At 63.9% G+C, this 13,528-nt stretch carries 10 protein-coding genes; 8 read left to right on the forward strand and 2 right to left on the reverse strand.

The genetic code is table 11. From position 1 onward, the window contains the following. The first annotated feature begins 6 nt into the window (after window positions 1-6). The 4 genes from U6115_RS09310 (at window position 7) to U6115_RS09325 (ending at window position 4,552) form a co-directional block, all read left to right on the forward strand. The gene (locus U6115_RS09310) at window positions 7-1,515 is read left to right on the forward strand and encodes a sugar ABC transporter ATP-binding protein (protein ID WP_043576125.1); all 1,509 of its coding nucleotides are present in this window, start codon (window positions 7-9) and stop codon (window positions 1,513-1,515) included. After that, complete coding sequence (locus tag U6115_RS09315) at window positions 1,512-2,450, forward strand: ABC transporter permease (protein ID WP_043576122.1); 939 nt, start codon at window positions 1,512-1,514, stop codon at window positions 2,448-2,450. The genes U6115_RS09310 and U6115_RS09315 overlap by 4 nt, the downstream gene beginning before the upstream one ends. A gap of 61 nt (window positions 2,451-2,511) precedes the next feature. Beyond that, entirely contained in the window at window positions 2,512-3,444 is a 933-nt protein-coding gene (rbsB, locus tag U6115_RS09320; RefSeq protein WP_043576118.1) for a ribose ABC transporter substrate-binding protein RbsB, read from the forward strand. 91 nt (window positions 3,445-3,535) lie between these two features. Further along, window positions 3,536-4,552, forward strand: coding sequence for a substrate-binding domain-containing protein (locus U6115_RS09325; RefSeq protein ID WP_043576115.1), 1,017 nt, complete (start codon window positions 3,536-3,538; stop codon window positions 4,550-4,552). A gap of 6 nt (window positions 4,553-4,558) precedes the next feature. Here the strand turns inward: U6115_RS09325 and U6115_RS09330 are convergent, their stop codons facing one another. Further along, complete coding sequence (locus U6115_RS09330) at window positions 4,559-5,824, reverse strand: S10 family serine carboxypeptidase-like protein (RefSeq protein ID WP_043576112.1); 1,266 nt, start codon at window positions 5,822-5,824, stop codon at window positions 4,559-4,561. Window positions 5,825-6,038: 214 nt separating this feature from the next. On the opposite strand from U6115_RS09330, the gene U6115_RS09335 reads away from it, so the two are divergent. From U6115_RS09335 to U6115_RS09350, 4 genes are all read left to right on the forward strand, one after another. After that, a complete protein-coding gene (locus U6115_RS09335) occupies window positions 6,039-6,896 on the forward strand; it encodes a flagellin N-terminal helical domain-containing protein (RefSeq protein ID WP_043576110.1) in 858 nt (285 codons plus the stop codon). A gap of 225 nt (window positions 6,897-7,121) precedes the next feature. Continuing rightward, window positions 7,122-7,574 carry a putative pterin-binding protein gene (locus tag U6115_RS09340; RefSeq protein ID WP_052258101.1) on the forward strand — a complete coding sequence of 151 codons (453 nt, stop codon included), beginning with the start codon at window positions 7,122-7,124 and terminating at the stop codon, window positions 7,572-7,574. Further along, on the forward strand, window positions 7,571-9,304 hold the full coding sequence (locus U6115_RS09345; RefSeq protein WP_146008339.1) for an ATP-binding response regulator: 1,734 nt from the start codon (window positions 7,571-7,573) through the stop codon (window positions 9,302-9,304). The genes U6115_RS09340 and U6115_RS09345 overlap by 4 nt, the downstream gene beginning before the upstream one ends. Window positions 9,305-10,503: 1,199 nt before the next feature. After that, a complete protein-coding gene (locus U6115_RS09350) occupies window positions 10,504-12,123 on the forward strand; it encodes a 3-keto-5-aminohexanoate cleavage protein (RefSeq protein ID WP_043576240.1) in 1,620 nt (539 codons plus the stop codon). A 306-nt stretch (window positions 12,124-12,429) separates the two neighbouring features. On the opposite strand, the gene U6115_RS09355 is transcribed toward U6115_RS09350, so the two are convergent. Beyond that, window positions 12,430-13,293, reverse strand: a complete 864-nt coding sequence (locus U6115_RS09355) for a helix-turn-helix domain-containing protein (RefSeq protein ID WP_043576103.1) — start codon at window positions 13,291-13,293, stop codon at window positions 12,430-12,432. Window positions 13,294-13,528: the final 235 nt, after the last annotated feature.

Consider the following 13,528-nt stretch of genomic DNA (forward strand, 5'->3'; position numbering starts at 1 on the left):
AGGACCATGCAAGTGACCATGCGCGGCATCCGCAAGGCCTTCGGGCCGGTGACGGTGCTGGAAAATGTGGAATTCACGCTGCGCGGCGGCGAGATCCACGCGTTGATGGGCGAAAACGGCGCCGGCAAGTCGACGCTGATGAAGATACTCAGCGGCGTGCACCGCGCCGATGCCGGCGAGATTCTGCTGGACGGCCGCCAGGCCGAGCTGCGCGACACCGCGGCGGCGGAAGCGGCCGGCATCGCCATCATTCACCAGGAATTGAACCTGATCCCGCAACTGTCGGTGATGGAAAACCTGTTTCTCGGCCGCGAGCCGTCGCGCTTCGGCCTGATCGACTACGGCCGCATGCGGCGCGAGGCGAGGGCGCAGCTGTCGGCGCTGGGCGCCGAGGGCATCGACCCCGAGCAAGAGGCCGGCAGCCTGTCCATCGGCCAGCAGCAGATGGTGGAAATCGCCAAGGCGCTGGCGCTGAACGCCCGCGTGCTGATCATGGACGAGCCGACGGCGGCGCTGACCGAGCGCGAGATCGACGCGCTGTTCGCGCTGATGGCGCAACTGAAGGCGAACGGCGTGGCCATAGTCTACGTCTCGCACCGGATGGAGGAGATCTTCCGCATTTGCGACCGCATCAGCGTGCTGCGCGACGGCCGCTTCGTCGGTGAGCGCGAGATCGCCGGCACCGATTTCGACGAGGTGGTGCGGATGATGGTGGGCCGCGAGATCGGCGACCGCTATCCCAAGCGTGAAGCCGTTCCGGGCGCGGTGCGGCTGAAGGTGGAAAACCTGGCCGACGAGAACATGATCGCCGGTATCCGTTTCGAGGTGCGCGCCGGCGAGGTGCTGGGCATCGCCGGGCTGATGGGCTCGGGCCGCAGCGACATCCTGAAGACGCTGTTCGGCGCCAAGCGCCGCACCGCCGGCCGCGTCGAGCTGGATGGCGAGGAATTGAAAGTGGCCGCGCCGGGCGACGCCATCGCCGCCGGCCTCGGCTTCGTGCCGGAAGACCGCAAGAGCAAGGGCCTGGTGCTGGGCATGTCGCTGCGCGAAAACGCCACGCTGGTGCATTTGGACCAGTACGCGCGCCTGGGCGTGGTGCAGGCTGCCGACGAGAAGCGGGCGGTGGACGGCTTGATCGCGCAGCTGCACATCCGCGCCCGCGACGCCGAGCTGGACGTCAAGTCCTTGTCCGGCGGCAACCAGCAGAAGGTGGTGTTCGCCAAATGGCTGGCCAATCCGCCCAAGGTGCTGCTGCTGGACGAGCCGACGCGCGGCGTCGATGTCGGCGGCAAGGCCGAGATCTACCACATCGTCAACCAGCTGGCCGCCGCCGGCGCCGCCATCGTGATGGTGTCGTCCGAATTGCCGGAAGTGCTGGCGCTGAGCAACCGCATCCTGGTGCTGCACGAAGGCCGGCAGGCCGGCATCTTCGACGCCGCCGGCTGCACGCAGGAAATCTTGATGGCGGCCGCGACCGGCGGCGCCGTTCCCACCGAAATCAGGAAACAAGCATGACCCCGCAACAAAAAGCCAATCTGCAACGCCTGGGCCCCTTCATCGCGCTGGTGCTGGTGGCCATCGGCCTGTCCGTGATGAGCCCGGACTTTCTCACCGTCAACAACCTGCTGAACGTGATGCGCCAGGTGTCGATCAACGCGCTGATCGCCTTCGGCATGACGCTGGTGATCCTGCTGGGCGGCATCGATCTGTCGGTGGGCTCCATCCTGGCGCTGTCGTCGGTGTTGACGGCCAGCTTGCTGCAAGCCGGCGTCGACCCTATGCTGGCGACCTTGCTGGGCATCCTGGCCGGCGCGGCGATGGGCCTGTTCAACGGCCTGGTGATCAGCAAGGGCAAGGTGGCGCCGTTCATCGCCACGCTGGCGACGATGACCATTCTGCGCGGCCTGGCGCTGGTGTTTTCCAACGGCAGCCCGATCACCGGCTTCGACAGCGAACTGTTCTCGATGCTGGGCGGCGGCTACATCGCCGGCCTGGTGCCGGTGCCGGTGGCGTGGATGCTGATCCTGTTCGCCGGCTTCTGGTTCCTGCTGAAGAAAACCGTGTTCGGCCGCCACCTGTACGCCACCGGCGGCAACGAGGAGGCGGCGCGGCTGTCCGGCGTCAAGGTCGACAGGGTCAAGTTGTGGGTGTACACCGCTTCCGGCGCGATGTCGGCGATGGCCGGCGTGGTGCTGACCTCGCGCCTCAATTCGGCGCAGCCCACCGCCGGCGCCGGCTACGAACTGGACGCCATCGCCGCGGTGGTGCTGGGCGGCACCAGCCTGACCGGCGGCCGCGGCTGGATCTTCGGCACCCTGATCGGCGCGCTACTGATCGGCGTGCTCAACAACGGCCTGAATCTGCTGGGGGTGTCGTCGTTCTACCAGCAGGTGATCAAGGGCGCGGTGATCCTGCTGGCGGTGCTGCTGGACCGCAGCGGCAAGAAATGAATCCGGCGGCGGCAGCCGCCATCCGCAGTGCAATCTGTCTATATTCTCAAGGAGTTTTGGCATGAAACGCATTCTCACCCCGTTGATGGCCGGCATGCTGGCGTTCGGCATCGCCGCCTGCTCCAAGCAGGGGCCCGGCGCAAGCGGCGGCGAAGCCAGCGCGCCGGCGGCCGCCGGCAAGGCCACCGTCGGCCTGGCGGTGTCCACGCTCAACAATCCCTTCTTCGTGGCGCTGCGCGACGGCGCGGCCGCCGAAGCCGGCAAGGAAGGCATCAACCTGATCACCGTGGACGCCCAGGACGATCCGGCCAAGCAGCAGGCCAGCGTGGAAGACCTGATCCAGAAAAAAGTGGGCGTGATCCTGATCAACCCCACCGATTCCGCCGCGGTGGCCAATGTGGTGAAGGAGGCGACCGCCAAGGGCATCAAGGTGGTGTCGCTGGACCGCAGCGTCAACGGCGCGGAAGTCAGCTCCCACATCGCCTCCGACAACATCGCCGGCGGCATGATGGCCGGCCAGTACCTGCTGGGCAAGCTGGGCGGCAAGGGCCGCATCGTCGAACTGGAAGGCATCGCCGGCTCTTCCGCCGCCCGCGAGCGCGGCGAAGGCTTCCACCACGTGGTGGACAAGAAGGCGGGCGTGGAGCTGCTGGCCAAGCAGCCGGCCGATTTCGACCGCGCCAAGGGCTTGTCGGTGATGGAGAACATCATCCAGGGCAACAAGGACATCCAGGGCGTGTTTGCGCACAATGACGAAATGGCGCTGGGCGCGCTGAAGGCGATCCAGGCGGCCGGCCTGAAGAACGTGGTGGTGGTCGGCTTCGACGCCACCCCGGACGCGGTGGCTTCGGTCAAGGCCGGCACGCTGTCGGCCACGGTGCAGCAGCAGCCGGCGCTGATCGGCCAGTACGGCGTGCAGACCGCCAAGCGGCTGCTGGACGGCCAGAAGGTGGACAAGTTCATCCCGGTGCCGCTCAATCTGGTCAAGCAATAAGCTTCGGACGGGCGCGGGCCGGCGGCAAGCCGGCCCCGTTTTTCCCTATCGCGTTTATCATGTCCCCCCTCGCGTTTCGCGGCAGGTTTCCATGAGCAGCTTCAAACGCCTCACCATAGACGATATCGCCGCGCTGGCCGGCGTATCGCGCACTACCGCCAGCATGGTGCTCAACGGCCATGCCGGCCGCTACCGCATCTCCCAAGCCACGGTGGACCGGGTGGAAGCGGTGGCGCGCGAGCACCACTTCAATCCCTCGCAACAGGCGCGCAGCCTGCGCAGCCGGCGCAGCAGCAGCATAGGCCTGGTGATTCCCGATCTGACCAACTCCACCCACGCGGCGCTGGCGCAGGCGCTGGAAAACGGCTGCCGCGCGCTGGGCTACCAGCTGTTGATGGTGACCAGCGACGAGGACCCGGAACGGGAAAGCGCCGGCATCGGCCAACTGGCGGCGCGCCAGGTGGACGGCATGATCGTGGTGCCGTGCAGCGGCGACGCCGGCCGCTACCAGCCGTGGACCCGGCGCTTGCCGCTGGTTTTCGCCGACCGCCATATTCCCGGCAGCGGCATCCCATCCACGGTCACCGACGCCGCCGACAGCGTGGCCAGATTGCTGGCGCCGCTGCTGGAGCGTGATGTGGCCGAGCTGGCCTATTTCGGCGGCCAGCCCGACCTGTCGGCCAGCCGCGAACGCCTGGCGGGCTATCACCAGGCGTTGCGGGCGCAAGGCATGGCGCCGCAGCCAGGCTGGGTGGCGGAGCGCGACTTCCAGCGCGAATCCGGCTATCGGCTGATGGCTGACTGGCATCAGCGCCACGGCCGTTATCCGCAGGCCTTGTTCACCGCCTCCATCACCCTGCTGGAAGGCGTGTTGTCCTTCATCCGCGAACGCCACCGCATGCGCGAGGCGCCGCGCTACCTGCTCACTTTCGACGATCATCCCTTGCTGGACTGCCTGCCGCTGGCGGTGGACGCCATCCGCCAGGACAGTCAGGCGCTGGCCGACGCCAGCCTGCGCCAAACGCTGGCATTGCTGCATGGCGAGCCTTTGCCGGCGGCCGATATCCGCATTCCGGCCAGCCTGAACCTGCGGCGCTTGGCCGGTTAACGCGGCTCAGGGCTCGGCGTCGTCCGTTTCCTCGCCAAGAAAGTTCTTCAGCATCGCCAGCGCGATGGCGGGCTGGTCGCGCGCCACCCGCAACCCGGCGTTCTGGATGATGACCTGCGACAAGCGCCGGTGGCGGCGGATCAGGCCGGCCGGCAGCCCGTATGGCCGCCAGGGCTGGCGTTTCTGTTCGCGGAAGTCCGGCGCCTGCTGCCACAGCAGCGTGTTCAGCCAGGCGTCCATGCCCAGGTAATTGCCTTCCATGCAGCATTCGCCGTGATAGAGCAGTACCTTGAGCTGATCCAGCAAGCGGGGGAACAAGTGGGAGGAGTCGTCCAGCCATGCCGCCTCGCTCAGTTGCTGCGGCGCCGGCTGCAGCTCGTTGCGCGAACGCGGATCGATGTGCAGCGCCTGATGGGCGGAAGGCTTGGCCAGGTACTCGTCCACGCGCTGGCGGCCATCGCCCGGCGGATGGCGGATATCGTGCTTGTCGCGCCCCGAGCATTGCTGGATGTAGTCCTCGATTTCCCGCGCGCTGCGGCTGGCCTGGCTGCGCCGCAGCGGTATCGGCGAGGCGTGGGCGTCGTGGAAGTCCGCCAGCATTTCCAGCGCGCGTTTTTCTTCCTCGGCATTGATCAGCCGGTGCTGACGGGCGTATTCGATGTGGCTGGGCAGCTGGATTTTCGGCGACACCTGCCCATTGCCCAGGCCCAGCCCCTTCAGCCGGATTTCCGGCTGGCCGCAGCCGTTGCCGTCCAGGATGCAGTTGGCCAGGCGCGCGATGGTGTGGCCGGCCGCGCCGCTGCCGAACAGGTAGAAATCCTGCTGGCGGTAGGCGGGCCAGCGCAACAGGAATTCCTGCAGCGCGTGGTACAGCTGCTGGCAGGCCTCGTCGTGGCTTTCCGGCAGGTAGCGCGGGTGAATCGAAAACGACAGGCCGCGGCCCAGCGGCTGATCGATGACCAGGTAATTGACATGGTGGTGCCAGCTGAACGGATTGCCGTAGACGCGGCCGTTGCCGTCCAGCAGATAGGGGCCGTGCTCGTCGAACAGGCTGGCCGGCGCGCTGTCCCGCGGGTGGCTGTTGACCCACAGCAGCAGCGGCGCCTGGGCAGGGTTGGCGCTGGCTTCGCTGAAGCAGAAATACAGCCAGCCGCCGGCGGCGTCGCCGACCGACAGATAGCCGGCCAACTGGGTGGTCTTGACGACGCCGTAGTTGGGAAGGTGAGTGAGCGCCGCGCTTTCAAACAGAAAGGGATTCGATTGAGCGTTCATGGCCTGTGCCCTCCCTGGCGGGGAAATATCACGGGGTCATTCTGTATTCATCAGTTATAGACGGCGGCGAACAAACTGGCAGAGATGTTTAGTTTAAGAAAAGCGCTGTGATTATTCACAAATTGTTGGAGCTTAAGTTGCGCGCGCGGCGTGCCGCCTTGTGTGGGTAACGGCAGACGATGCCGGTTTCGACCAACCTAGACGGAGCATTTCCATGCTGAGCCTGTACACCAATATCGCCGCACTGAACACCAAGTCCAACATGAACTCCACCCAGAACGCGCTGTCGACTTCGATGACGCGTCTGGGCACCGGCCAGCGCATCAACTCCGCGATGGACGACGCCGCCGGCCTGCAGATCGCCACCCGTCTGGACGCGCAAAGCCGCGGCATGACCGTAGCGATGAAGAACGCCCAAAACGGCATCTCCATGATGCAGACCGCGGAAGGCGCGCTGAACGAAGTGACCAACATCCTGCAACGGATGAAGGACCTGTCCACCGAAGGCGCCAACGGCACCGCCACCGCCAACGACAAGACCGCGATGCAGTCCGAGTACGACGCGCTGGGCAAGGAACTGAACAACATCGTCAGCAACACCACTTTCGGCGGCGAGAAGCTGCTGGCCAAGACCGGCGGCAAGCTGGCCGCGGCGGTGAACTTCCAGATCGGCGCCAGCTCTTCCGAAGTGATGTCCACCGACGTATCCACCCAGATCACCGGGCTGGATACCGCGCTGCAAGCCGCTTCCGCCCAGTACAAGACTCCGAGCGCCACTGCCGGCGGCGAAATCGGTTCGGCCGCCACGATTGACCTGCTGAATACCGCTCTGGACAGCGTCGGCGCCGTGCGCTCCGCCCTGGGCGCCAACTCCAACCGTCTGGACCACGTGGTCAACAACCTGAACAACGTGAACAACAACACGCTGGCAGCCAAGGGCCGCATCATGGACACCGACTACGCCAGCGAAAGCTCCACCATGACCGCCAAGCAGATGCTGATGCAAGCCAGCACCTCGATGCTGAAGCAAAGCGGCAGCATGAACAGCCTGGCCATGTCCTTGCTGCAGTAACCGCAGCCGGCGGCCGCGCGCCGCCACCATGCAAGCCAGTGGGCATCCCACTGGCTTTTTTGCTTTTGACGTTGGCTAAAACGCGCTGCGCAGCTGGCGCGCGCGTCGATTTGTCCATACAAGGCTGGTTGTCGGCCCCGCTGGATGAATATAATTGGCCATTTTTTACGCGTGACGATGAGGATGGCTATGCGAAAGGCCTGGTTGGCATGGATAGGCCTGTGTTTGAGCGCCTGCGTTTTGGCCGATTCGGACCCGGTGGTGCTGACGGTGTCCGGCAAGATAGGGCGGTTCACCGACGCCAAGCGCGGCGTCTACCAGTTTCGCGACAGCGACCTGGCCCGCCTGCGGCAGATGAGTTTCACCACGGCCACCAGCTGGACGCCGTCGGTGACTTTCAGCGGTCCTCTGGTGCGGGACATCCTGGCCAAGGTGGAGGCCAAAGGCGCCACGGTGAGGGTGCTGGCGATCAACTATTACCGTTACGACATTTCCGTGGCGGAGCTGGTGCGCGGCAAGGTGGTGCTGGCGCGGCGCATCGACAACAAGCCGTTTGACGTCGCTCACTACGGGCCGCTGTGGCTGATGTATCCGCTGCCGGACATGCCCGACGCCGACAAGGGGCCGCCGCTGGACGCCAAGCTGGTGTGGCAGGTGGAAGCGATGGAGGTGATGTGACGCTCGCCCGGATCCGAAAATGCGTGCAGGCGCCGTGGTGGCTGGTCGCCTCGCTGCTGTTGCTGTTGCTGGCCGCCGGCTGGAATTTCTACCGGATGGACCGCGCCAGCGAAGCGCTGATAGGCAACGGCAAGAGCGAGCAGCAATATTGGACTGTCGCCCAACTGCACGTGGAGCTGGAGCGGACGCGCGCCGAGCTGATCGGCTACGCGGCCGATGAAAAGCAATTTCCCGACTTGCAGCAGCAGCTGCAGGTGTTGCAAAGCCGTTACCAGGTGTTCGAGGCGCCGGACAGCGTGCTGGTGCACCGGCTGCTCAGCCGGGTCAGCGGTTTCGACGCGCTGGTCGGCGCGCTGGGCCCGTTGCTGGGCGACAAGGCCTGGCCGCATCTGACGCAGGCGCAGGCGCGCAAGATGGTGGTGCGCATCGACGCATTGCGGCCGGTGCTGGCCAATTTCGCGGTGCAGACCCGCGAGGCCGAAGTGACGGCGCGGGTGGCGCGCAGCAGCGCGCTGGCCAGCCAGCGCTCGCAGATGCTGATTCTGCAGCTGGTGCTGTGCGGCGGCATCTGCGGCGTGCTGCTGATGCTGATGCGCTACCGCGAGGTCAGCGATCTGGCCAAGGCGCGCCAGTCGCTGCTGGAGCAGGAGAGGCTGGCGCACCAGGCCACGGTGGCGCTGGAGCTGGATCGCACCACTTTCCTCGGCACGCTGGGGCACGAGATACGCTCGCCGCTGCAATCGATGCAGATGTGCCTGGAACTGGTGGAGCCGGCGGTGTCGCCGCACGGCCCGGCGCAGCTGGCGCTCAAGCGCCTGAAGGCGGGTATGGCCCAGCTGACCTCCCAGGTGCACGACATCATGGACGTGTCGGCGATCAAGAACATGCAGCTGCGCCTCAATCCGGGACGGGTGCGGCTGGCCGGCGCGCTGCGCACCGTGGTCGACGTGATGCAGCCCTTGGCCGACGCCAAGGGGCTGGCGCTGCGCTATGAGAGCGAGGGACTGCCGGAGATGGTGCTGATGGACGAGATCCGCCTGCGCCAGATCGTCGGCAACCTGGTGTCCAACGCGATACGCTACACCGATCAGGGCGCGGTGGCGGTGAAGGCGCGCGGCCAGATGTGCCAGGAGCATCTCGAATTGTGGCTGCAGATCAGCGATAGCGGCATCGGCATCGCCGAGGAGGACAAGCAGCGGGTGTTCCAGCCGTTCAGCCAGGGGCGCAACCGCCGTCCGGGCAGCAGCGGCCTGGGCCTGTCCATCGTCAAGGAGCTGGTGCGGCTGTTCGGCGGCAGCATCGAGCTGGAAAGCGCGGTCGGCGTCGGCAGCGTCTTCACCGTGCGGCTGCCGCTGCGGGAAGTGCAGGAGGCGAGCGCCAGCCGCAGCCTGCTGCTGGTAGACGACGACGAGGTGATCCGGGCGTCGGTGGCGCAGTTGCTGGCGCAGGACGGTTTTCAGATCGCCTGCGCGTCCACGCTGAGCCAGGCGGCCGACTGCCTGGCCCGGCAGCGTTTCGACATCCTGCTGTTGGACATGCAATTGGGCGAGGATAGCGGCTACCGGCTGGCGGAGCTGGCGCGCAAGCAGCCGCAGCGGCCGCTGATGCTGGCGATGAGCGCCGACCCCGAGGAATTCGCCGATGTGCGCGCCGCCTGGTTCGCCGCCCGGCTGGACAAGCCCTTCGACGGCGACACCCTCAGGGCCGCGTTGGCCGACCTGCCTTTGTGATCCGGCCTCAGCGCCGCGCGGAAAACAAAACAGGCTCCGGATGTCGTTCGGAGTGGAAGTCCTGACAAATTAGGATGCGGGTGAGCCGCAGCGCGGTTTGCCGCTACAGGCCTACTTGTCAGATGTAATAGTGGCATGGCAGCCCACCTTGTGACGCAAGGTGGGTTGTATTGTCAGCGGCTAAGCCTCGCCACGAGCCTCAAGCGCCTTCCGCAATGCTGTCATGAAGCCCGCCGGGTAGATTGATCGTCCCTGCTTGCTTGCACGGCGGTTCCGCTCGCCTCCCGCCCAGCCCAATGGCTGTGTCCTGTTATCAAGGCGCCCAGAACAGGCAGAATCTGCACGGAAAAAGCAGACGCAATGCGTGGGAGCAATGGCATCGGGCAAGCTTTCATCGCCATGTGTTTTTTAATTGTCCGCGCGAAATTATATCCTTCTTTTGCTTTTACTCCCTTCCGCTGCTTGCTTGGACGCACTGTCCGCCAGAAAGCCAACTGACCGGGGTGTCGATTTTCATGATGTGAATCGATGCTGATTTAATTGATATTGCAATTATACTTTTCAATATCATTCTGAATTGAATAATCCAGATAAAGAAAATATATTCTCCATTGGAGGCGAAAAATTCATTTTCAATCTATGGAAACTGCCAAAAAAACAAACACCATTCTATTTTTATTGCCAAGCTTGGTGAAGCAACCAAGACAGTCAAATAAATAAAATTACTCAATCATATTAAACTGCGGCAAACATTAAATATTTCCATTTGGATAAAAAACACACTTGAGTTGGCATTGATATGCTATTTGCATTTTATTGTCGCTTCCTCGCTCGCGCCCCCTCATAATCCCATCCGCCAAACGACGATTTTCCGCCTAAGCCTGAAAACACGGTGGCGCGGCATTTCTGTCAGTCAATCAGAGTCTATTGCAGAAAATACTGACATGGATTTTCAAAAAACAATCCATGCCGATATCGACAATTCTTGTTATTGGATTAAAAGATCGCGACTCACAATGCCATTCTGAACAGGCAAGAATTTATACCCTTCCTTCGCTTGCGATGAAACCAAGAAGACCAAGACATGGCGCAAGGCTGTTTCGCCTTTGGGCGAAACAAGCTAGTGATTGACACACCATCAACGATACGCGGTTGAGCATGCCAGGAAATGTCCGCATGCCAAACCCAGGGAGCGATTCATGAGTAAAGCTTTTTACATCACGGCGGCTCCGGTTGGCGCCGTGCCCAAGTATCTGGACCCGCAAGAGCCAAAATTCATTCCTGGCCTGTTGCTGGATAATCTGGTTCCCAACGATGCGCTGCCTGAAGCGCTGCAATTGTTGAAACGCGAAGGGTGGGAATCCGTAGCCGCCGGCGGCTGGCTATTGCAGGACGGCTATGAGCAAGCGGCGAGCCGAGAAGATATCTGCGCGCTTAGCGCGACTCAGCAGGCGCAAAGCATCAAGGCGCTGCTGGCCGCGGGATGGCGGCTGGACAATGGCGTCTGGCGGCCGCAGCCCTCCGGCCATGCTGCCTCCGCCCGCCGCCTGCCCCGCGCGCTGTTCGATCTCTTGCCCTCACAGGCGCTGGTTCGCCAATTGGTGCAGCAATTGACCACGCATGGCTGGGAGTGCGATGAGCGAGGCGATCTGGTTTGGACGCATCCGCGTCTGAGCAGCTATCTCCCGCCGGAAATGGCGGCGGAAATCGAGGCGCAATCGTCCGAGGCCGCCTCCCGCTTCCTCGCTTGCGGGTGGCATGCGAGCGAGGCCGGCATGTGGCAACCGGGCAAGGCGCGCAGCCCGCACCTGCCGATCACCGCGGAGCGCATCGTCGCAGAATCGCTGCACTGCGCGCGCGAAGGCGCCGCGGTCATCCACCTGCATACGCGCGATCTCGCAGACCAGGCCAAGCTGACGATCCCCGGCCTGGGCGCGCCGATCAGCGCCGGCCAGCAACGCAATCAAATCGTGCTGGACCAATACGAGAACATCGTGCCGGCCCTGCGCCTGTCCGCCCCCTCGGTCCTGCTGAATTTGTCCACCAGCGCTCGCGGCGACCGCGCGGCTTCGCAAAGCGCCTTGCGGCGCGCCCACCTGAAGCACTATGCCGGCTACGCGGCGCCGGAGATCGCCTCCCTCAGCCCAGGCCCCGTGGTTTTCCAGACCGGCGGCGGCTATGACAATCCGAATGGTTTTCTTCAGGCGCAGCTCGAGCATTTCCAACATGCCGGTGTTCGTCCGGAAATCGAAGTGTTCAACCACATCATCACCGAAAACGCGGTCACCTTATACCGCCAGCCTCTGCTGGCCAGCGGGGCGCCGGTCTTGTTCATGCTGGTGGCCGGCGTGGACCAGCATAGGCGCGATCCGGTCAGCGGCGAAATGGATGACGACTCGCTGATCGACACCGCTTCCCGCAAACAGATACAGGCGTTTCTGCAGCAGCAGGACACCGTCGCCGCCGCCAAGCTTGCCGCGGAATGTTTGCGTCCCACCGTCAAGCAATTGCGCCAGCATTTCCGCGACTGCCGGATTTCCTTGCTGCTGCCGGGCGCGTTGCACGCCATCCTGGTCGACGTCGCCGTCGCTCTGGACCTGGATGGCATCCGCGTCGGCCTTGAAGATGGGTTGAACCTGATCGATCCCCAAGCGCCCGGCGGCATTCGCAAGGCCCGCAGCGCCGAACAGGTGAAAGCCTTGCGCGAAGAGCTTGAGCGGCGCGGCCATCATGTGATGAGCGCGGAGGAAGTCCGCCGCGACCTGGCCATGCCGCGGGAAACGGCGCGCGCCGCCCAGGCGGAAGCGGCGGAAGCTTAAGCGCACGCCTCATGCCGCCTGCAAGCTTATGGTTTGCGGGCGGCGTCTTTCCCGCGCGCGCGAAGGCGTCGCCGGCCTGCCGGCGGCCGCATCAGCAGCGGGCATGCGGGACGTCGAGAAGGTGACAGCTTATTGCGCGGCAGAAGCGCCGGGCGGCCATCTTAGGGCGTTCTATCCCCCGGCAAGACGGCAGCAAAAAGCCCGCCTCGAGTCAGCAAGGCGGGCTTCAAACAGATGAAAGTCATGGGCATGCAAGCGCATATAAGCTCGGGCGCCTGTTTCCCATGCGGCCGCGGCTCGCTCCGCTTATGCGTGCTCCAGCCCGTTGGTGACCATGTTCTTGATCTGCAGCGCCAGGATGGAGCCGGGCGTCGGCTTGCCGATGTAGTAGACGCCGCGCATCTGCAAGGCTTTGGATAGCTCGCTCTCATGCTCCAGCGCGTAGCCGGTCAGCACCACGATGGGGACATTGGGGTTGTGGCGGCGGATGGCCTCGATCACGTCCATGCAGCTGGTCGGCTCGCCCAGCACCCAGTCCAGCACGAAGGCATCGAAATCCTCGCGCGGCAGCGCTTCCAGCAAATCTTTCGGGTGGTGGTAGGGCAGGGAGAATAGGCCTTGCTGCACCAGGATGGCGGACAGCAGATCAGCGTCATTGTCGTCCAGCACCGCCACCAGCAGGCGCTTGGTGTTGGCGCGTTTGGGCGGGCGGATGGTCAGGTAGGTGACTTCGTAGCCGTCCTCGGCGTCGAATTGGGTGCCGGGGAATACATGCCAGCAGTCGTGAAGGCGCTTGGCCAGCAGCAGCGGCGCGCAGGAGTCGTCGGCCAGCGGTTCGCCGAGCTGGATCCAGCAATGGGCTTCGCCGCTTTGATTGTTCAGATGCAGGATGGCCGGGATCAGCTCATTGTCCACCGGAGTCTGGCTGTCCTGCTGGCTGTGGTCGACCAGCAGGTTGGAAGTCGGCACGTTCAGGTACTGCGCCAGCCTTTCCACCTGGGACAGCTGCCACGGGCTGCTGCCGTTGAGCTTGCGGTAGGCCTGCGAGGTGCTCAGGCCGAGGATCTGCTCGATCAGGCCGGCCTGTTGCGCTTCCGGCCAGCGGAATTGCTCCAGCTGGATGCGGATATTGTCGCAGATGATCTGGTTGGCGGTTTTCAGGTTTGCCATGGGCTTATGCCGTCACATGATATTCATATATGGGATGCTATCACTCATGCGGCCGACATGGGTGGCCAAAGTGTCAGATTTTGCGCATTTTCTTAATTTGCAAATCATGCGTTTGCATTTTCACAACATGCGAAAAATAACATTGGCATTTTATCCGAGAAAGATTCTACCCTGCGCGTATAGTCGGCACGCGGAAAAGACCGTGCGGCAAGCTTTTTACGCGGGGGTGCCGCTT

Source organism: Chromobacterium subtsugae (assembly GCF_035919665.1).
In the GTDB taxonomy this organism is placed as follows: Bacteria; Pseudomonadota; Gammaproteobacteria; order Burkholderiales; family Chromobacteriaceae; genus Chromobacterium; species Chromobacterium subtsugae.

Coding starts and splice junctions, on each gene's coding strand:
- U6115_RS09325 (WP_043576115.1), top strand. CDS start 3,536: ATGAGCAGCTTCAAACGCCTCACCATAGACGATATCGCCGCGCTGGCC.
- U6115_RS09310 (WP_043576125.1), top strand. CDS start 7: ATGCAAGTGACCATGCGCGGCATCCGCAAGGCCTTCGGGCCGGTGACG.
- U6115_RS09335 (WP_043576110.1), top strand. CDS start 6,039: ATGCTGAGCCTGTACACCAATATCGCCGCACTGAACACCAAGTCCAAC.
- U6115_RS09315 (WP_043576122.1), top strand. CDS start 1,512: ATGACCCCGCAACAAAAAGCCAATCTGCAACGCCTGGGCCCCTTCATC.
- U6115_RS09355 (WP_043576103.1), bottom strand. CDS start 13,293: ATGGCAAACCTGAAAACCGCCAACCAGATCATCTGCGACAATATCCGC.
- U6115_RS09330 (WP_043576112.1), bottom strand. CDS start 5,824: ATGAACGCTCAATCGAATCCCTTTCTGTTTGAAAGCGCGGCGCTCACT.
- U6115_RS09350 (WP_043576240.1), top strand. CDS start 10,504: ATGAGTAAAGCTTTTTACATCACGGCGGCTCCGGTTGGCGCCGTGCCC.
- rbsB (WP_043576118.1), top strand. CDS start 2,512: ATGAAACGCATTCTCACCCCGTTGATGGCCGGCATGCTGGCGTTCGGC.